Below are 18,109 nucleotides of genomic sequence, written 5' to 3' on the forward strand. Positions count from 1 at the left end.
AAATGATTGCTAGTCAAAAAAAGAGCCTCAAATGAGTTATAATACAAGGGTTTTATCGTAAAAATTGCAAATTTTATCTTTGATCCTAGCTATTTCAGTTGTTATCGGCAATATTGTAGGAGCCAGTAAAAATGACTCGGCTTTTTGAAAGTTTACAAATCAGTGGTTATCGTGGTTTTGAACAAATAGAACTGTCTTCTCTAGGACAGGTGAACATTTTTGTCGGTAATAATAATTCTGGCAAAACTAGCATTCTCGAAGCTGTTTCAATTGTTTGTAATCCCCTCGATCCCTTTCAATGGCTAGAAGTTGCCCAACGTCGATTATACCTTGGTAGGATGTCTTTAATGCGACCGGATTTGGAAGCAATTAAATGGATTTTCTTTCGTCAGAATAATCTTGCTAGTAACGCATCCTATCAAGGACAAATTTCGATCAAGTGTACTGGAAATTCACCGATTAAAAATCTAGCAGCTAATCTCACCGATATTTACGGTGCGAGCAACGAAAAAGGCAACCCAGAAAAGTTCAATGATGATTCCACCGATTCGGAAACCGATCTGGTTATCAATGGGTTAGAATTAAGTGTTACCGCCCATATTTTAGAGCAAGGCAGTCTCCTTAGTATAGATAATGAACAAGTATTTCAGTTTTGGGAAAAAGAGCGTTTTATTCAAAGGAGACGAGAAAAAATACTGGTGGAAAATGCCACCATATTTCCTGCTTATTTGTCCTCGGAACCAATTCTAGATAGACTATCCAAAATCATTCTAAAGGAAGAAAATAACAAAGATGACATCCTAGATTTAATTCGGTTATTTGACGAGGAAATCACCGACATACAAATACTTTCACCCAACAATAAACCAACTCTTTATATAGAACATAAACAGCTTGGTTTTGCTCCTCTCTATGTGTTTGGTGACGGATTTAAAAGAACCTTAGTTATGGTGCTTAGTTTGTTGACAATTACCGATGGGGTACTTCTAATTGATGAAATCGAGACATCTATTCATATTTCTGCCTTAAGTCGTGTATTTTCTTGGTTAATTAACACCTGTAATCAAAGAAGAATTCAACTTTTTGTAACTACCCATAGTTTAGAAGCAGTTGATGCCATGCTACAGTCAGAAAAGTCCATAGAAAACGTGGTAGCTTTTCGGTTAAATTCTCCAAGGGAAAAACCTCAAAGATTTTCGGGCGATTTATTGCATAGATTGCGTTGGGAACGCGGGTTAGATGTGAGGTAGAGATGGTGAGATACTGCTATATTGTTGCCGAAGGTCCGCAGGATGTCGAATTCTTAATTGGTTTACTTAAATTTTATGGCTTAAAGCGAGTTAGGTTTTTATCTTCATTGGATAAATTTTGGGAAACACTTATCCCGAAAAATTATCCACTAGATGATGATTTAACCAAACGAGTGCCAGTGCCATATTTTGTTCAGAATGAGCAATTATCAATCGCTGTACATAGTGCTATTGGCGATACACGCATAGCGCAAACCATCGAAGAAAGTCTCAATTTCATTCAACCTTCACAGCTTTTTAGTGTGGGGATTTTTGCCGATGCTGATTACAGTAAAACACCTCAAGAAAGGTTCAATAAACTAATTACTAAGTTATCGGATATTGAGTTACCAAATTTCCTACCACCTTCTCAAATTGGTCAAGTTAACAATCATTCGCCTCGCTGTGGTATTTTCATCGCTCCTAACAATCGTGATCAAGGAACTCTAGAAAATATTCTCCTTGAATGTGCTAGGATAAATTATTCTCATTTACTCAATCTTTCTCAAACCTACATAGAAAGTATTGACAGGAATCAGTTAACTAAAAATGATCTCGAAGATTTTAAAAAACCGGCAGGTGAAAAGAAAGCAATTATATCCAGTATAAGTAGTATATTAAGACCAGGTAAAGCCCTACAAGTTTCCCTACAGGATAATCGCTGGATAGACGAGCAAACCCTCCAATTAGAAAGCATCAAGCTTATTAAAAATTTCCTTGAGCAAATTATCGGACTTTGAGAACAATTGCCGAGTTACTCTCGAAATTACCCTCATTTACCCAGAAATAAGCTATCCTAAAGATTGCCATCTTGTTCCGATTCTATCCGTGCCTTACTATTCCCAATATCCCGACGCTTTCACTCCCAGTTATCTGAGCGAACTACAAGGACAGATTCTCGCTTGTCCCCACTTCACAGTTAACAATTTAAATCGAGATTTCGTTAAAACCAAAGGCTTTTCCATCGCTTTTCGACGCACACAAATCAGCGCAGTAGAACGAATTTTTCCCTATTTTAAACCCTATCTTGATCGCAGTTTACAAGCTGACTGCAACGCTTTTTATCTTAATCCCTTACTCCTACAAACCGGTTCACGCGTCGATCCCCATATCGATCGCTCCCTGCGATCCTATTGTAAAACGATCGATCCTCCGCTCCTAGTTAGCGTCCTTTATGTGCAGGTTCCTAAAGATATTCAAGGGGGGGAACTGGTACTAGCAACAGGCAATCGTTCCGTGGCCCAGATTCGTCCTCGTACTAACACCCTGATCCTCTTTCAAGGAGATCTCACCCATTCAGTTAATCCCGTTAGCTGTTCTGGTATTCGTCTGAGTCTTGTCTGCGAACAATATCGTTTAGATGCCGAAGAATTGCGCGAGATTCCCGAAATGCAGATAGAATCGCGAACCATGAAACCAGAAAAGAAAAAAAAGAAAGATCGGGTCGTTGCCCTACAATAAAAGGGCATTTTTGTAAAGATATTCTAGATGGTGATGCGCGAACCGATCGTCGAATTAAGGGGAGTAACCAAAGCTTTCGGCAAGAAAGTGATCTTAAATAACGTCGATCTAAAAGTGTACGAAGGAGAAGCGATCGGTGTGATCGGTCCATCTGGTACGGGAAAATCGACGATTTTGCGCCTAGTCGCCGGATTACTGGCCCCTGATCGGGGAGAAGTGTACATATACGGCACAAAACGGCAGAGAACCGTAGAACAAGGGGAAGATCCCCTCGGTGTTGGTCTAGTTTTCCAACAATCGGCCCTTTTTGACTCCCTCACTGTTGGGGAAAATGTCGGTTTTGCTCTCTATCGCCACTCAAAGCTAAAACGAGCCGAAATCCGGGATTTAGTGGAAGAAAAACTGGATTTAGTGGGAATGTCCGGTTCCTACGACCTCTATCCAGCTGAAATATCCGGAGGGATGCGAAAACGCGTCAGTTTAGCCAGAGCAATTATCAGCGATCCCTCGATCGCCGCCGATCGACCGAACATTCTCCTTTACGATGAACCCACTGCTGGACTCGATCCCGTCGCTTCTACCCGCATCCAGACGGTAATTATGGAACTTCTCAAAGTCAAAAAAGCCTGTGGGGCCCATCTCATTGTCACCCACGTCCACAGCACCATCGAAAATACCACCGATCGCATCGTTTTTCTCTATAAAGGTCAATTTCAATGGGTTGGACCGACTCAAGAGGCTTATCACTCAGAAATCCCCGTACTCAAGCAATTTTTTACCGGCAGTATCCACGGACCAATTCAGTAAACAGTAAACAGTAATCAGTGAACTGATAACTCGCATCTGATCACTAATCACTGATCGCTGAAATCCCCCGATTTCTCCTGTAAGATACTTTTTAGAGATGAGGAGTAATTATTTATGGAAGCTGGCGGTTCACAACAGGGGATTTCCCCAACTCTGCGGCAAAGTGGTATCGGTTTAATGTTACTGGCATCGGGGGGAATATTAATCTGGTTTATCGCCTGGTTAAGTAATTTTAGCTTCGGGGGACGCAGTTATCGAGTCACCTTCCTTTTTCCTAATGTGGGTGGCATGATGGTGGGAACCCGCGTCGGTTATCGGGGAGTGAGAATCGGGCAAGTGACGGCAATTACCCCAGAACCGGAGGGAGTCGCCGTAGAAGTGGAGATTTCGCCAGCAGATCGCCTAATTCCCAGTAATTCCCTCATCGAAGCCATTCAATCCGGTTTAGTCGGTGAAACCACGATCGATATTACTCCCCTGCAAGCTTTACCCGTCGGTGGTGTCAAAGAACCCCCTTTGAGTCCTAACTGCAATGGGGAAGTGATTATCTGTAACGGTTCCCGTTTACAAGGGCAATCGGCGCTAAATGTCAATACCTTGATCAGATCTTTACTGAGAATTTCTAATCTAGTTAGTGATCCCGATATGGTGGCCGGATTTCGTTCCTTTACCCAACGCGCTGCCAATGCCTTGGGGGGACTCGATCGCTTTAGTGGTGAGGCAACCACCGCTTTAAGCGAGGTTCGTCGCAGCGGTACTCTAGGTAAACTTAATTCGGGGATGAGATCCCTGGAATCCTTACCCCAAGTATCCGGTTCCCTCGATCGCCTTTCTAGTGATCTTTCCGGTGTCGGGGGATTGAGTCAGGAAGCGACTACTTTACTGAGAAGTTTACAGGGAAGTGGCGGCCTGAGAAATTTAGACGCTACTCTAGTGGAGGCCCGAAAAACGCTGCTTTTGGTGGGCCAAACTACGGAAGAACTGCGGGTTTTTTTGGCAGCTAATCAAAATCGTTTAATTACCACTCTCGATAGTATCAAAACTACTAGCGATCGCCTACAAACTACTCTCGCTGCTTTAGATCCCATCCTGACGCAAGTGCAGAAAAGCCAAATTATTGAGAATTTAAACACTATTTCGGCAAATGCTGTTAAATTAAGCGAAAATTTAGGAAATTTTACCGCTTATCTCTCCGATCCTGCCACTGTTGTCACCCTACAGCAACTCCTCGACTCCTCTCGCGCTGCTTTTGCCAATCTTCAGAAAATCACCTCGGATGTGGATGAAATTACCGGTAATCCGCAACTGCGACAGGAAATTATTCGTTTAATTCAGGGTTTAAGTCGTTTGGTTTCTTCTAGCGAACAACTACAGCAGGAATTCGCCCAAGGTCAAGCAATGACAAGAATGGCCGCCCAAATTGCGACAATAGCCCCAAATCCCGCCGCTAATACCCCAGAAAAAGACGCTAAAAAACCTGAATCTGAGTAGCAGAATTTGGGGTTGGGGGTTGGGAAAAAAAGTCTGAGCATTTGTACTAAAATTTTCAAGACTCAGTTTAAATACACAACAGTTTGCCTAATTTTTTGTCATAGCTAAATGAGGAATTTCTTCACCATGTTGACGATAACTTTCTTTAACGCCTTCCCAAGCTAAAATTAATTGATTGAGTGCTGTTTGGGGGCTATCAGCAAAAGCGGAAACGCTAGGCATTTCTACTAAGTATGCTACCCAATCTCCCTCCTCATCTTGGAAGATATTAATGCTAAAACCGTTAAAATCCTCGGTTGTTCGATTCATTTTCTTCCTCCTGTATTTTTAAAAATTGTTTAACTTGATAAGCTTTCGCTTCACCGTTTTTTGTCGGTTGAATAGATATACGGACTCTCTTGGATGAATACCAAATGTGATGACTTCCTGTTTGATGGTCAAAAGTCCAACCACAAAGATTAAGCAAACTCTCAAATTCGCTAAAACGTAATCCTTGAGGCGAGTTTTTGGCCTTTTCTAGCAGTTTTTCTTTTTTTCCCATCGATCGATCACAACGAACTCAATCTATTTTAGCTTAAAGTTAAAAGAAGGAGATCGGATTTATACATCGCAGTCAGCCCTCAGCTTGCAAGAGTTATCTCAAAAATGGAAATTAATTTGGCACGAATACTTACAATGTTTTTAGCTTAGGAGATAAATTTTCATCCAGCAAAAACCGAATTTTCATGCTTTCTGTAAATACTCCTGCTCCTTTTTAATTTTTGCTTTTCTTAAACGATCAATTAAAGGAGATGATGTTTCTAGCCACTGTTGATAATGTTGTTCCCGTTGTCTTTCTAGCTTGACAAGATAGAGATCGATTTGTGCTTGATTGTGATAATAATAGGTCAAAGTGGCATAAATTTTTTCTAAATTTATAGTTGGTAATTCTTGGAGAATTTCTTGAGGACTATAACCTTGTCGATAGTATTTCAGTACGTCCTCAATGCCAATACGATGTCCTTTTAATTGAATATTATCTACTGCCACAAATTCAAAATAATCTTCTAACTGCATAGGTTGTTACCGCTTAAAAACTCAATACTATCCTAGCATATTGTTAAAAATGTACTGCAAAATTCAAAATTATTCACCGATTTTAAGTTTATCTGAATATTCAATTTAACCCACCTAGTTTAGATGGGTTAAATTGATAAAAAGAGATTAAGATTGACGTTTGAAAGCAGAACCAATTCCTAATACTCCTAACCCTAATAATCCTAGCATTGATGAAGGTTCGGGAATAGAAGGAGAGGAAAGAGCTATCACTGAGACATTATCCAAAGCAGCTCCCGCATCTGAGTTGCCTAAACCGATAAACTCAAGGGTAGTGGTTGTACTGTTAGCGGTAAAATCCCAAGATTTTGATAGCCATCCCATATTTGAATTGCTTTTTCCTGTTATATCAAAAGAAAAATCAGCAGAACTTCCTCCCGCACTCACTCTCATCTCTTTAATAGCAGAACCTCCGAAGGGATTACCGGCCAGGTCAAAAGTAACCCGATAAGTCTCGCCGATGGTTGTGTTGAATGTTTGCTGAATTCCACCACTCGCAAGTCCCTGTAGATCAAGACTTCTAGCACCCTCAGAAGCTTGCCAAGCTGTACCTATATAATCGATTGTTCCTTGGCTAACCGTCCATCCTGTAATTGCTGTGGAAACAGCATCAAGTTGTAGAAAAGAACCAGGGTTGACGGTAGCCGTCTCAAAACTGCCATTTTGAATCAAATTTGCTGCTTGTACAGGGGTGACTATCAAAGCACTCACCGCAAAGACAGAGGAAGCAATGGAGAGTTTTAATAAGCTATGCTTACCCCCCCCGAAAATCATTAGTTTTGCTAATCTTTGAGTCATTTTTGAAAATTCCATTCTTAGAAAAATAATTGAAAGCATAGCACAGAAAAGCTTAAAATAGATTAAGAAATAATTAAATTTGTGGCTCTCTTATTCTTTGTTTGATAAGTATTCGCTTGGTTTTCTTGGATATTGGGAGCAAAATGTTTATAGTTGTTACAAATTCTGGGAAGATGGGTTACGACGGATTGATCACCCATCCTTCGTTGTTAATACTTAGTGCCGTCTAACCCATCCTACAATGATTGATAAATTTTTTTTATCACCATAACCCCATGGGGGTATTCGGTTTTTCCCTTCAATCTAATTTAAGTCTATCTGAATATTTAACCCAACCCACCTACCCAGTCAGGTATGAGCTTTTAGATAGAGAGACTTGTGGCAAGGTATAATTAAGGTATATTTCAGGGAATCAATTGGATTATGGAAGAACTTTTAGAATTAAAAGCTTTGCTCTTAAAAGGTGATATTAAAGGTTCACTGGCGATTGTAGAAGAACTTGAAGATATGAGCAAAAATGGGATTATTAGCACCATTCGTAGTTATGCTGTTATCTTATTACTTCATTTAATTAAACAACAGGCAGAAAAACGAACCACTCGTTCTTGGGATGTCTCCATTCGCAATAGTGTTAGAGAAATTCAACGCCAAAATAAACGACGAAACGCGGCAGGATATTATTTAAGTGATGAGGAATTAACAGACACTTTAAAGGATGCTTATCTTAATGCTTTGGATGCAGCTTCTTTAGAAGTCGAAGCGGGTCGTTATCAATCGGAGCAAATTGAAGCTATAATTGACAAAAATAAACTGATTAGCGATGCTTTCCTTTTAATCAAAACCGTCTCTCCCTAGAAAGATTATGACAGACTCAATCTCTCAAGAACAAGCACAAGAAATGTTACGTTGGTTAAACAAAAATCGTGACACCGTGCTTGATTTATATAAGAATCAATACGTCGCTTATAATGAAAAAGGGGTGATTGCTCACGGTGAAAATTTACAGAATGTTCTGGAACAAGCCAACACAACCAATCAAGAATTTGTCATTTATCTTGTTCCTCGTTGTCGTTATTCTATTCAAATTTTACCCATTCAAGTTTAAAGTAGTTTAAGTTGATTTTGACAACGGCAAAATTCTATGAAAATAACCCTTTATCAACCGACGTTATCGTTATTATTGCTACTGTTGCTATCCAGTGGTTGTGCAGTCAATCAGGAAAAAGAGAAAATCACCACTCCGCAAGCGTCTCCCCTAGCAGAAATCCTGCCTTGGCAGACGGTCGAACGGGTTACTATTTTAAAAGCCGATCAGGATCCCATCTATGCTTTGGCCATTAGTCCCGATAACTCCCTGCTGCTGAGTGGTAGTTTTGACGGTACTGTCAGGGAATGGGACCTAAAAACTCAAAAACCTCTCAGGACTTGGCAACTAGGTGATACCGTTAACGCTATCCAATTTAGTCCCGATGGTGAGAGTTTCGTAACTGCCGATGCGGGGGGAAAAGTGCAACGCTGGAATACGCGCACGGGAAAATTAGAAATGACCTATCCCGGCCATGCTTTTCTCGTTACTGATGCCGCTATTTCTCCCGATGGTAAAACCTTGGCCACGGGTAGCTGGGATCGTACAGTTAAACTCTGGGATTTTCAGACGGGGAAACTGTTAAAAATCCTGCGCGGCCATAATCATCCCATTCAAGCGATCGCATTTAGTCCCGATGGTAAAGGAATTGTTAGCGCCGATTACGATGGCTTCGTTAAACTCTGGAAAGTGAGTACCGGTCGCTTTATTCGTGCCTATGCGGGTAATTTATTCCCCGTTTATCGGGTGCTTTTTTCCAAGGATGGTAATACCGCCGGTACTGCTAGTCAAGACGGTTCGATCCGCGGTTGGCAAGTGAAAAGCGGCATCGGCACCACTACTATTCTCGCCCATAACGACGCTGTTACCGATATAGCCCTGCTCGATGGGGGCAAAGTTTTGGCCAGCACCTCCGGGGATGGAACCGTCAAATTTTGGGATGTTAATACCCGTCGGCACTTGAATACCCTGAAGGGAAACGTCATCTTAAGGATGGTTGCCAGTCAAGATGGTCGTTGGTTAGTCACTGGAGATCAAGACGGTGCGATCGCACTGTGGCGGGGAATCTAATTGACTATAATTAAGACTAGAGTGTTTTCTAGGGCGAAATATAGCCATGGCAGCAGTGATTTTAAACTTAGATACAGTCAATCTCAGCGATGAGCAGTTTTACCGTCTCTGTCAAGTTAACCCAGATTGGCAACTGGAAAGAAACGTTCAAGGAGAATTAATCGTGATGCCACCTGTTGGGGGAATTAGCGGCAACCGAGAGGCCGATTTTATCATTGACTTAGGTATATGGAACCGTCAAACCCGATTGGGTAAAGTCTTTAGTTCGGCGACGATTTTTCGTTTACCGAAAGGCGGATATCGCGCTCCCGATGCCGCTTGGGTGAGTTTAACCCGTTGGCAAGCTCTGAGTCGAGAAGAACAGGAGAAATTCCCGCCTATTTGCCCCGATTTCGTTATTGAACTGCGCTCCCGTAGCGATTCCCTCCCGGAAATTCAAGCTAAAATGCGGGAATATCTCCACAGTGGTTTGCGATTAGGTTGGCTAGTTAATCCTCAACAACAACAAGTGGAAATTTATCGTCCTCAGCAACCCGTAGAAATTATAGAACTCCCCGCTAATTTAAGCGGGGAGGATGTCTTACCCGGTTTTAGTCTATTTATCTCTATTTTTGAGTAAAATATCCTTAAAACCGAGGTATGATCAGACCTCTTGTAAAAATCAAAATAGGAGTCGGTCGTCAGTCGTCAGTAGTCAGGAGAATTAAGAATCAATAATAATCAATTAAATGGTCTATTTACAGATTTTAGGCAATTTAATCCTTATTTTTGCCGTTTTTGACCCCTCTGAACCCGGAACTATGACTGCTATCGGTTGATCAGGTCTGGGTTTAGCTGGTGCCGCTACCCGTGGTAAACTGCCAGAAAAAGCCAAAACCAAAGTCTAACCCTTCGACTAAGCTCAGGGCGAGATTAGCGAAAATTTCGGTTTAACACTAAAACGGGCCCTGTCCGGTTGGGCGCATCTCAATTTTGAGGAACTATCTAGGGTCTGCTGAATAAATCTAAAAACCTTGTTGGATAATATCTTTAGGCCTTTTTGAAATCAAAAAGTGCCGGCCATTGGAGTTATCGGGGGGGAAATTCAAGGACTTTTTCCCTGAAAATTAGGTAATTGACCACCTAAAAATGGGTATAAACCCACACCCTACACCCTACTCCTAGGAAAAACTTTTTGCCGCAAACCCTATTTAACTATGACCACCGATACTGTCGCCACTCCCTCGCCCAAAAAACTCTGGTTAGCAGCCATTAAACCACCAATGTATAGTGTGGCAATTATACCGATTATTCTGGGAACAGCGATCGCTTATCAGGAAACAGGTCTATTTTCTGCCCCGATTTTTGCCACTTTTATCCTCTCAGCTATTTTAATTCTCGCTTGGTTAAATCTCAGCAATGATGTTTTTGATGCCGATACCGGGATCGATGTCAATAAGGCCCATTCGATCGTTAATTTAACCGGTAACAAATCTTTGATTTTCTGGCTGAGTAATCTTTTTCTATTATTAGGCATCGCCGGTATTTTTGCCATTAGTTATTGGCGAGGCGATTGGACTATCCTAGAATTAATCGCCCTCTGCTGTTTTTTGGGCTATACCTATCAAGGTCCTCCCTTCCGTCTCGGTTATCAAGGATTAGGTGAAATTATCTGTTTCTTTACTTTTGGACCCTTGGCGATTGCCGCTTCCTACTATTCCCAAGTCGGTGCTTTTTCTCTCTCTAGTCTAGCGGCTTCAATTATTATCGGGATTACCACTTCTATCATCCTTTTTTGTTCCCATTTCCATCAAGTCGCCGATGATCTCAAAGCGGGTAAAAAATCACCTATTGCCCGTTTGGGTACTTTAAAAGGTTCTAGAGTTTTAACCGTAGTGACGGTTCTCGTTTATGTTTTAACGGTAGTTTTTGTCCTGCTGCAAGTTTATCCCCCTCTCACTCTTTTAATCTTCCTTAGTCTCCCTTTCGCTTGGCAATTAGTCCACCACGTTAACCAAAATCACGACCAACCTCAGCTAGTCAGTAACTGCAAGTTTATAGCGGTTAATCTTCACTTTTTTAGTGGCATTCTCTTCTCCCTTGGCTATTTCCTTTCTTCCCGTTTATAAACCAGATTTTTTTTCTTAAACCCCTTGACAAAACCCCGCCACTTGACCTATACTTGTATTCATAATGGAAATCCGTGCCTGCCTGCGAACCCCTCATTTTTAGGCGGGATAGACCGAAAAAAAATTAACCGACTTGAATCAGTTATCAGTTATCAGATTTGAGTTTTAAGTTCACTGATTACTGTTTACTGTTCACAGAAAACACTTCCCACTTCCTCATTCATAATTCATAATTCATAATTAATCGCCACAAATCAAGGTTAGCATGAGTGAACAACCCCTCGGATCGGTTATTCAAGGTTCCCTGAGTGAAGGTTTAGAAATCCGTCTTTATCCGGATATTTCCGTGGAAGATATGCGCGTCGGTAAGTTTTTGGTTGTGCAAGGCACTCGCTCGCGTTTTTTCTGTCTCCTCACCGATGTCTCCCTGGGTAACTCTAGTCCCCGGATTATCGCGAATCCTCCCCATCCCGATGATAGTTTTATGCGCGATGTTTTGGCGGGTAGCGGTACTTATGGTACTATTGAACTATCGCCTATGCTCATGTTTACGAAGTCAGAGGAAGCCCCGGCTTTTCAAGCCGGGGTCTCTCTGACTCCGACTGGAGGTAATTCTCCCGCAGTTTCCGACACTTCTTTAGGCTCTTTTCAACCCCAAACTAGCGCCGATTTAGAATTACTGCCAGTTAAAACTATTCCGTCCCATTTTAGCCAAGTTTATGAAGCTTGTGAGCAGGATTTTCGCATGGTTTTCGGTTGGGAAGATGACCCCACCAGAAAGAATTTTGCCATTGGTCAACCCCTTGACATGGACGTGCCAATATGTATTAATCTCGATCGCTTTGTGGAACGTAGTAACGGTGTTTTTGGCAAATCGGGGACAGGAAAATCCTTTTTAACCAGATTACTAATTTCGGGCATTATTCGCAAACAAGCAGGGGTTAACCTCATGTTTGATATGCACTCGGAATACGGTTGGGAAGCGATGAAAGAAGGGAAGGATGTTTCTACGGTGAAAGGATTATCTCAATTATTCCCCGGACAGGTAGAAATTTATACTCTCGATCCCGATTCTACCAAACGCCGGGGAGTACGAGGAGCGCAGGAATTATTCTTAAGTTATAATCAGATTGAAATCGAGGATATTCGTTTAATCGGTCGAGAATTAGGCATCTCGGAAGCTAGTTTAGATAATGCCAATATTCTCTATAACGAGTATGGAGAATCTTGGATCGTTCAGTTATTAAATATGAGTAACGAGGACATTAAAATCTTCTGTACCGAAAAACAGGGCCATGCGGGATCAATTATGTCCCTCCAGAGAAAATTAATGCGTCTAGATAGTTTGAAATATTTAAAAACTGTTTGTCCCCACAATTATATCGATCAGGTTTTACAAGCTTTAGATGCAGGTAAGCACGTTGTCATTGAATTTGGCTCCCAAAGTAATATGCTTTCCTATATGTTAGCCACCAATATGATCACCCGTCGGATTCATGCTAATTATGTTAAAAAAGCTGAATATTTTTTACAAACTAAAAACCCCGTTGATCGGCCGCAACAGTTAGTGATTACCATTGAAGAAGCTCATCGATTTCTCGATTCTGCCGTGGTGCATCAAACTATTTTTGGAACCATCGCCAGAGAGATGCGAAAATACTTTGTTACTCTCTTAATTGTTGACCAAAGACCTTCAGGAATTGATAACGAAGTCATGTCTCAGGTAGGGACAAGAATCACCTGTTTATTAAACGATGAAAAGGACATAGAAGCCATATTTACAGGGGTTTCTGGAGGGGGAAGTTTGCGATCAGTTTTAGCGAAATTAGACTCAAAACAACAAGCTTTAGTTTTAGGTCATGCGGTCCCTATGCCGGTAGTAATTCGTACTCGCGCCTACGATCAAAAATTCTATGCTGAAATAGGTGCGACCGACTGGCGAGAATTACCCGATGAGGAAGTATTAGCGGCAGCCAAAATTGCTAAAGCCGATCTAGGATTTTAGAAAAATTAATTTTTGATTGTAGAATAGAGTTGGATTGTTTTTACTGTTTACCTCCCATGACCGCTCAAATATTGATCTCGAAGATAAGCTTATACGATCGAGATTTTCAGCTATGGATCGAGACAACCGTTAACCAATTACGACAGGAGGATTTTGCCTCGGTTGACTGGACTAATCTGATCGAGGAATTAGCAAGTATGGGAAAAAATAATCGACACGCTCTCAAAAGTTTGTTAATTCAATTATTAGCTCATCTGCTCAAGTTAGTTTATTGGCAGACGGAAAGAGAGTATAATGCGAATAAATGGGAAGCGGCAATTATTAATTTCCGAGTTCAAATTGCCGATCTGCTGGAAGACAGTCCTAGTTTAAAACCTTATCTCCTCGAAATTTTCGATTCTTGTTATGGAAAAGCTAGGCAAATAGTCTCGAAATTGAGCAAGCAAGAAATTCCCATAGAAGTCATTATTACCCCAGCAGAAACCCTGGATGAAAACTGGTTTCCCTAACTATGCAACAAGGTGATTTAATCGAGATCGAGATTACCGACCTCAACCATACGGGCGAAGGTGTGGGAAAATACCGAGGACAGGTGATTTTTGTGCCAGATACGGTCATTGGCGATCGCATTCAAACTCGCATCACCTATATCAAAAAAAGTCATGCGATCGGCAAACTACAAACTATTCTACAGGCTTCTCCCCATCGTATCCGTCCCCGCTGCATTGTCGCCGATAAATGTGGTGGCTGTCAATGGCAACACATCGAGGATCAATTTCAGCGCCTGGTCAAAAAAGAGCAAGTACAAGAGGTATTAACCAGAATTGGCGGTTTTACCGAGCCTTTGGTTTATCCTCCCCTCACCGGTAATTCTCCCCTCGCTTATCGCAATAAAGCTACCTATCCCCTCGGATTTTCCCCCACCGGCAATGTGCAAGCGGGTTATTATCGTCGCGGCAGCCATCATCTGATTAATCTCAATCAATGTCCGATTCAAGATCAGGCTTTAAATCCGTTTCTAGCAGAGATAAAACAGGACATTCAGGAGCAAGGCTGGTCAATTTACGATGAAAAGACCCATCAAGGACAATTACGCCATTTATCCCTAAGAATTGGCCGCCACACGGGAGAAATTTTATTAACCCTGATTAGTACCGATAATAATTTACAGGGAATTGAGGCACAGGCGCAGCAATGGCTGGCAAAATACGCCAATTTAGTCGGTGTAACCGTCAATTATAACCCCGATCGAGGTAATGCTATTTTTGGCAGTCAGACCACAACTATCGCCGGAAGGGACTATATTACCGAAAAGTTCGCCGGATTAACCTATCAATTGGCTGCCGATACCTTTTTTCAGGTTAATACAGAGGCTGCTGAAGCCTTATTTGCGGTTATTTGTCAGAAATTAGACCTTAAAGGTGAAGAAATGCTTATTGATGCCTACTGTGGCATCGGTACTTTTACTTTACCCCTCGCTAAACGGGTTAAAGAGGTGATTGGACTAGAATCCTATAGCTTTTCCCTCGATCGAGCCAAGATTAACGCCCAATTAAATAATATTACCAACACAACTTTTATTTTGGGGGCAGTAGAAAAAACTTTACCGCAACTGACAGTTAAACCCGACATTATTCTACTCGATCCGCCCCGCAAAGGTTGCGATCGATCTGTCCTCGATAGTCTGTTACAGCTGCAAAGTCAACGCATTGTTTATATCAGTTGTCAAAGTGCAACTTTAGCCAGAGACTTGCAATATCTCTGTCAAACAGGCGATTATCAACTACTAGAAGTGCAAACCGCCGATTTCTTTCCCCAAACTCCCCACGTCGAATGCGCTGCTTTTCTTAGACAAAAAACAGCGAATATGGTAGGATGAAATAAGGGGAAAAACCCGATCCTCTAGCCGTTTATGGCTGAAAAGTCAATGGTTAAGGATAATAGCATATTAAGCCCCGTTCCAGTCAACTACTTTTTTGATTAACTACTCGCTCAAAGCTGCCTTGATTCTCGATTGGTGTGTAGATCAATCAAAAAAATATCTAATCCATCTCAGAGACAGAAAAGGGGCAGAATATGACTTATTAGGTATGGCAATCATCTAGATCGACGGTTAAGAGACCTTAATCTTTCTGTAAGAGAATAGTCATTGAATAAAAGCTAGAGGTAAAGCGCGTGATTGCTATTTCACTGCCAACAAGCAAACGAAGCTGGAACACCATGAGTTTCGCTTCCACCTTGTATCTTTGTCCGATTTTAGATTTATTGACCGCTAGTATTCCCGAAGAATTAGAACCAGAAATTAGATTAGGATTGCAAGAAGCTTTAGTTAATGCCGCTAAACACGGCAATCATCTCGATCCAGGCAAAACAGTGGTCGTTCACTTTTCCAGCAGTAAAGACGAGTATTCTTGGGTAATTACCGACGAAGGTTGTGGATTTACCCCCCGTTGTCACCATCATGGCTGTAGTTGCGATTGTCCCAATTTTCCCCCCGAAGAAGCGGAAAATGGCCGAGGACTGTGTATATTATATCAAATCTTCGACCAAGTTGACTGGAATCAAAAAGGAACCCAACTGAAACTTTGTAAACAAATTAAACAGGAACGCGGGTTCACCTAATGACCATGACCGTGAGAAGGACAGGGAGGAGCAGAAATTGAGCGATCGAGCCAGCCTGTAGCCTGTTGTAGCCGAGGAAGTGCTTCTTCTGGCTGATTATCTAATAAAAACACCAAAGCCGTCCCTAATTGTTCGGCGGCCCGAGCATTACGATTGGCTTTCAGACGATGCCAGTCAATCGGTGCGATCGCCAAACGTTCCGCCAAAATCCGCGCCAATTCCAGGGTAGATAGATGATCAACAGTCTGAGATGAGGAGGAGACAGGGGATGGAATCATAATCAAAAGGTTTCGTAAAACCGTAAAATCGTCTATAACTATAGTTTAGACGCAGGTAATCGGATCGAGTCCATGTCCTTAGAAGAAAACCCATACCCTAGCGATGAATCGGCAGAATTTACCCAAGCGATTGAAGAAGTCGAAGCGGCGATCGCATCACTAAAAGACCGTTATCGACAGATCAGCGAAGCAGAAAAGCAAAAAAAAGACCTAGAGGCACAATTTAGCCAAATAGAACCCCAATGGCGGGAAAATCCCCTACCTGAACTAGAAAAGGAATTGGTACAAATTCGCGAACAGATTCAAGAATTAGAGGTAATTTTAGAAAGCAATTTACTCAAAGAAGGGGAATTAAAGCGCCTATTCTGGGAAGGAATCCGTCGCGGACTGCTGGGGGAAGTTTTTTGGCAAATTGTCCGCTTTGGTGGTATCGGAGTCTTACTGGGTTGGATTCTGCGATCCTGCAGCGGGTGATTAACTGCACAGGAGTGGGGTGTGGGGAGTGAGGTGTGGGGTACTGATTAGGGTTGGGTTCCATCCAGACGGATTTGACATTGACGGGCATCGAGCCTAACTAGAGGATTGCCGTTATAAGTGCCTTGTTTAACTATTCCTAACAGAGAAGCCATAACTAGACATTTTCTTTCTTGGTTGGGATAGGGCGCTCTGGGGGTATTGGCGGCGGCGGGATATAATACGATTATCGCTTGGTTTTGCGGCGGAGTAAATTCTAAATCCGGCACATGACCCCGAAAGGAAAACTGTACCCCCGGGCTGCTGCTAGTAGTGGGAACATTCGGAAAATTACCCACCACCATAAATACTTCCTGCGGCAGACGTAGGGAACCCGCGTTAGTATTAGTCGCCACTAAACAACCCGCTTCACTGGCTCTTATTTGCGAGTAAACCGTGGGATTAGTGCCAGTCCCGTTAGTAAAATTAATCGTGCAAATTCTCCCTCGACGCATAGCTTGTTTTTGGGCATCCTGTAGGGCTGATTGTATAGAATCGGTGGCTTGTTGGACTCTATTGCTATTCAACCAAGCTAATAAATTAGGTAGGGTTAAGGCGGCAAGAATTCCCGTAATTGCCAAAGCTACCAAAATTTCTAACAGGGTAAAACCCTGATTTTTATGATGGACATTTAAACGACGCATCGGGAATCACCTCGACAGAACTTTCAGCAATAACATTTTCTTGGTTGGGGTAATCTTTAGAATTTTTATCTGTTGCTTCGACTCGATAATTAATACTGAGACGATGGGGATTAGCCGATTGGCCAGTAATATCAAAAGTCCGATGGAGAGAATAGTTTTTAACGACAATTGGTCTTGTCTCTACTTCTTGGTCAGTACTGGTGGGGAGGGTAGTGGGGATGGGAGTATTCGTTAGTTGTCTTCTTAAAGCTGTGGCATAACCCTCCGTTCCTGTACATACATCTGTACTGACATAATCAGGACTGGATTTCACATCTAAACTCGAAGCTAAAGCTTTGACATACTCGAAGTCTTCTTGAATCCAAAAGTTAGCTTTAGCTTGTCTTTCTGCCCGAACTTTATATAAGGCATTCACTGCCATTAACTGTAAGGTTCCTGTTAAGAAAGCGGTAATAGTTAAAATGGCAATGATTACTTCTAACATCGAGAAACCCGACTCGGACGACGGCAGTTTCAACTGTATCCCCTTTCCTTTTGATTTCACTTTTCAACCCCCCCGTTTTTCCTGAAAACTACTGGCTTTTTTTAGCTCTCAACTACAGAGTACCCAGTTGACATCCTCACCGCCGTAAAACGGACGGCGATTCCTCACCACGCCACTTTTTTAGAGTGGTCGCGTCAACGGGGTTGACGCAGATAGCGAAAAACGCTTAATTGCTTAAGTCTGACACTTTCGACCCGTCCATTTTCAGTGTCCGAATGCCGGACGGCCACTTTGAACAAGTCGAAAAAATCCAATGTTCAACCTTATTTCCTAGAAAGTTTTACTCGTTCAAGGCCGAA

General features: G+C 42.1%; 22 protein-coding genes. 15 read left to right on the forward strand and 7 right to left on the reverse strand.

The genetic code is table 11. The features are described from left to right. The first annotated feature begins 131 nt into the window (after positions 1–131). The 5 genes from IM319_RS06810 (at position 132) to IM319_RS06830 (ending at position 5,048) form a co-directional block, all read left to right on the forward strand. Positions 132–1,250: an AAA family ATPase gene (locus tag IM319_RS06810; RefSeq protein WP_287735085.1), complete on the forward strand. Its 1,119-nt coding sequence runs from the start codon at positions 132–134 to the stop codon at positions 1,248–1,250. 2 nt (positions 1,251–1,252) lie between these two features. Then, the gene (locus tag IM319_RS06815) at positions 1,253–2,029 is read left to right on the forward strand and encodes a DUF3226 domain-containing protein (protein ID WP_287735086.1); all 777 of its coding nucleotides are present in this window, start codon (positions 1,253–1,255) and stop codon (positions 2,027–2,029) included. An 88-nt stretch (positions 2,030–2,117) separates the two neighbouring features. Beyond that, the gene (locus tag IM319_RS06820; protein ID WP_286824985.1) at positions 2,118–2,750 is read left to right on the forward strand and encodes a 2OG-Fe(II) oxygenase; all 633 of its coding nucleotides are present in this window, start codon (positions 2,118–2,120) and stop codon (positions 2,748–2,750) included. Positions 2,751–2,777: 27 nt separating this feature from the next. Next, a complete protein-coding gene (locus IM319_RS06825; protein WP_287735087.1) occupies positions 2,778–3,557 on the forward strand; it encodes an ABC transporter ATP-binding protein in 780 nt (259 codons plus the stop codon). Between the two features lie 114 nt (positions 3,558–3,671). Further along, a complete protein-coding gene (locus tag IM319_RS06830; protein ID WP_287735088.1) occupies positions 3,672–5,048 on the forward strand; it encodes an MlaD family protein in 1,377 nt (458 codons plus the stop codon). Positions 5,049–5,135: 87 nt separating this feature from the next. Here the strand turns inward: IM319_RS06830 and IM319_RS06835 are convergent, their stop codons facing one another. The 4 genes from IM319_RS06835 to IM319_RS06850 form a co-directional block, all read right to left on the reverse strand. Continuing rightward, entirely contained in the window at positions 5,136–5,357 is a 222-nt protein-coding gene (locus tag IM319_RS06835) for a type II toxin-antitoxin system HicB family antitoxin (protein ID WP_024968851.1), read from the reverse strand. Then, positions 5,332–5,589 (reverse strand): type II toxin-antitoxin system HicA family toxin, encoded by a 258-nt coding sequence (locus tag IM319_RS06840; protein ID WP_024968852.1) that lies wholly within the window; start codon positions 5,587–5,589, stop codon positions 5,332–5,334. The genes IM319_RS06835 and IM319_RS06840 overlap by 26 nt, the downstream gene beginning before the upstream one ends. Before the next feature lie 182 nt (positions 5,590–5,771). Then, a complete protein-coding gene (locus IM319_RS06845; protein WP_287735089.1) occupies positions 5,772–6,104 on the reverse strand; it encodes a DUF433 domain-containing protein in 333 nt (110 codons plus the stop codon). A gap of 147 nt (positions 6,105–6,251) precedes the next feature. Beyond that, positions 6,252–6,941, reverse strand: a complete 690-nt coding sequence (locus IM319_RS06850; protein ID WP_287735090.1) for a choice-of-anchor C family PEP-CTERM protein — start codon at positions 6,939–6,941, stop codon at positions 6,252–6,254. A gap of 423 nt (positions 6,942–7,364) precedes the next feature. Between IM319_RS06850 and IM319_RS06855 the strand changes: the two genes are divergently transcribed. From IM319_RS06855 to IM319_RS06895, 9 genes are all read left to right on the forward strand, one after another. Then, the gene (locus IM319_RS06855) at positions 7,365–7,796 is read left to right on the forward strand and encodes a DUF29 family protein (protein ID WP_287735091.1); all 432 of its coding nucleotides are present in this window, start codon (positions 7,365–7,367) and stop codon (positions 7,794–7,796) included. Between the two features lie 7 nt (positions 7,797–7,803). Then, positions 7,804–8,046, forward strand: a complete 243-nt coding sequence (locus tag IM319_RS06860) for a DUF5678 domain-containing protein (protein ID WP_287735092.1) — start codon at positions 7,804–7,806, stop codon at positions 8,044–8,046. A 36-nt stretch (positions 8,047–8,082) separates the two neighbouring features. Further along, positions 8,083–9,096 (forward strand): WD40 repeat domain-containing protein, encoded by a 1,014-nt coding sequence (locus IM319_RS06865; RefSeq protein WP_287735093.1) that lies wholly within the window; start codon positions 8,083–8,085, stop codon positions 9,094–9,096. Positions 9,097–9,142: 46 nt separating this feature from the next. Continuing rightward, positions 9,143–9,715 (forward strand): Uma2 family endonuclease, encoded by a 573-nt coding sequence (locus IM319_RS06870; RefSeq protein WP_287735094.1) that lies wholly within the window; start codon positions 9,143–9,145, stop codon positions 9,713–9,715. A 577-nt stretch (positions 9,716–10,292) separates the two neighbouring features. Next, positions 10,293–11,204, forward strand: coding sequence for a 2-carboxy-1,4-naphthoquinone phytyltransferase (gene menA / locus IM319_RS06875; protein WP_287735095.1), 912 nt, complete (start codon positions 10,293–10,295; stop codon positions 11,202–11,204). Between the two features lie 265 nt (positions 11,205–11,469). After that, positions 11,470–13,209, forward strand: coding sequence for a helicase HerA domain-containing protein (locus IM319_RS06880; protein WP_287687275.1), 1,740 nt, complete (start codon positions 11,470–11,472; stop codon positions 13,207–13,209). Positions 13,210–13,265: 56 nt separating this feature from the next. Continuing rightward, positions 13,266–13,718: a DUF29 domain-containing protein gene (locus IM319_RS06885; protein ID WP_287735096.1), complete on the forward strand. Its 453-nt coding sequence runs from the start codon at positions 13,266–13,268 to the stop codon at positions 13,716–13,718. A 2-nt stretch (positions 13,719–13,720) separates the two neighbouring features. Beyond that, positions 13,721–15,088, forward strand: a complete 1,368-nt coding sequence (rlmD, locus tag IM319_RS06890; RefSeq protein WP_287687278.1) for a 23S rRNA (uracil(1939)-C(5))-methyltransferase RlmD — start codon at positions 13,721–13,723, stop codon at positions 15,086–15,088. 341 nt (positions 15,089–15,429) lie between these two features. Then, a complete protein-coding gene (locus IM319_RS06895) occupies positions 15,430–15,831 on the forward strand; it encodes an ATP-binding protein (RefSeq protein WP_286823803.1) in 402 nt (133 codons plus the stop codon). Here IM319_RS06895 and IM319_RS06900 read toward each other — a convergent pair. After that, positions 15,828–16,109, reverse strand: a complete 282-nt coding sequence (locus IM319_RS06900; RefSeq protein WP_287078208.1) for a DUF6439 family protein — start codon at positions 16,107–16,109, stop codon at positions 15,828–15,830. The genes IM319_RS06895 and IM319_RS06900 overlap by 4 nt on opposite strands. Before the next feature lie 72 nt (positions 16,110–16,181). Between IM319_RS06900 and IM319_RS06905 the strand changes: the two genes are divergently transcribed. Then, positions 16,182–16,583, forward strand: a complete 402-nt coding sequence (locus tag IM319_RS06905) for a DUF2203 domain-containing protein (RefSeq protein WP_287735097.1) — start codon at positions 16,182–16,184, stop codon at positions 16,581–16,583. A gap of 47 nt (positions 16,584–16,630) precedes the next feature. Here the strand turns inward: IM319_RS06905 and IM319_RS06910 are convergent, their stop codons facing one another. Continuing rightward, complete coding sequence (locus tag IM319_RS06910; RefSeq protein ID WP_287735098.1) at positions 16,631–17,266, reverse strand: pilus assembly FimT family protein; 636 nt, start codon at positions 17,264–17,266, stop codon at positions 16,631–16,633. Next, on the reverse strand, positions 17,241–17,750 hold the full coding sequence (locus tag IM319_RS06915) for a type 4 pilin (protein WP_287735099.1): 510 nt from the start codon (positions 17,748–17,750) through the stop codon (positions 17,241–17,243). The genes IM319_RS06910 and IM319_RS06915 overlap by 26 nt, the downstream gene beginning before the upstream one ends. Positions 17,751–18,109 lie beyond the last annotated feature (359 nt).

This window comes from Microcystis sp. M113S1 (assembly GCF_020246945.1).
Lineage (GTDB): Bacteria > Cyanobacteriota > Cyanobacteriia > Cyanobacteriales > Microcystaceae > Microcystis.

Coding starts and splice junctions, on each gene's coding strand:
- IM319_RS06910 (WP_287735098.1), bottom strand. CDS start 17,266: ATGCGTCGTTTAAATGTCCATCATAAAAATCAGGGTTTTACCCTGTTA.
- IM319_RS06840 (WP_024968852.1), bottom strand. CDS start 5,589: ATGGGAAAAAAAGAAAAACTGCTAGAAAAGGCCAAAAACTCGCCTCAA.
- IM319_RS06915 (WP_287735099.1), bottom strand. CDS start 17,750: ATGTTAGAAGTAATCATTGCCATTTTAACTATTACCGCTTTCTTAACA.
- IM319_RS06855 (WP_287735091.1), top strand. CDS start 7,365: ATGGAAGAACTTTTAGAATTAAAAGCTTTGCTCTTAAAAGGTGATATT.
- IM319_RS06850 (WP_287735090.1), bottom strand. CDS start 6,941: ATGACTCAAAGATTAGCAAAACTAATGATTTTCGGGGGGGGTAAGCAT.
- IM319_RS06835 (WP_024968851.1), bottom strand. CDS start 5,357: ATGAATCGAACAACCGAGGATTTTAACGGTTTTAGCATTAATATCTTC.
- IM319_RS06810 (WP_287735085.1), top strand. CDS start 132: ATGACTCGGCTTTTTGAAAGTTTACAAATCAGTGGTTATCGTGGTTTT.
- IM319_RS06870 (WP_287735094.1), top strand. CDS start 9,143: ATGGCAGCAGTGATTTTAAACTTAGATACAGTCAATCTCAGCGATGAG.
- IM319_RS06845 (WP_287735089.1), bottom strand. CDS start 6,104: ATGCAGTTAGAAGATTATTTTGAATTTGTGGCAGTAGATAATATTCAA.
- IM319_RS06905 (WP_287735097.1), top strand. CDS start 16,182: ATGTCCTTAGAAGAAAACCCATACCCTAGCGATGAATCGGCAGAATTT.
- rlmD (WP_287687278.1), top strand. CDS start 13,721: ATGCAACAAGGTGATTTAATCGAGATCGAGATTACCGACCTCAACCAT.
- IM319_RS06895 (WP_286823803.1), top strand. CDS start 15,430: ATGAGTTTCGCTTCCACCTTGTATCTTTGTCCGATTTTAGATTTATTG.
- IM319_RS06815 (WP_287735086.1), top strand. CDS start 1,253: ATGGTGAGATACTGCTATATTGTTGCCGAAGGTCCGCAGGATGTCGAA.
- IM319_RS06825 (WP_287735087.1), top strand. CDS start 2,778: ATGGTGATGCGCGAACCGATCGTCGAATTAAGGGGAGTAACCAAAGCT.
- IM319_RS06880 (WP_287687275.1), top strand. CDS start 11,470: ATGAGTGAACAACCCCTCGGATCGGTTATTCAAGGTTCCCTGAGTGAA.
- IM319_RS06860 (WP_287735092.1), top strand. CDS start 7,804: ATGACAGACTCAATCTCTCAAGAACAAGCACAAGAAATGTTACGTTGG.
- IM319_RS06865 (WP_287735093.1), top strand. CDS start 8,083: ATGAAAATAACCCTTTATCAACCGACGTTATCGTTATTATTGCTACTG.
- menA (WP_287735095.1), top strand. CDS start 10,293: ATGACCACCGATACTGTCGCCACTCCCTCGCCCAAAAAACTCTGGTTA.
- IM319_RS06830 (WP_287735088.1), top strand. CDS start 3,672: ATGGAAGCTGGCGGTTCACAACAGGGGATTTCCCCAACTCTGCGGCAA.
- IM319_RS06900 (WP_287078208.1), bottom strand. CDS start 16,109: ATGATTCCATCCCCTGTCTCCTCCTCATCTCAGACTGTTGATCATCTA.
- IM319_RS06885 (WP_287735096.1), top strand. CDS start 13,266: ATGACCGCTCAAATATTGATCTCGAAGATAAGCTTATACGATCGAGAT.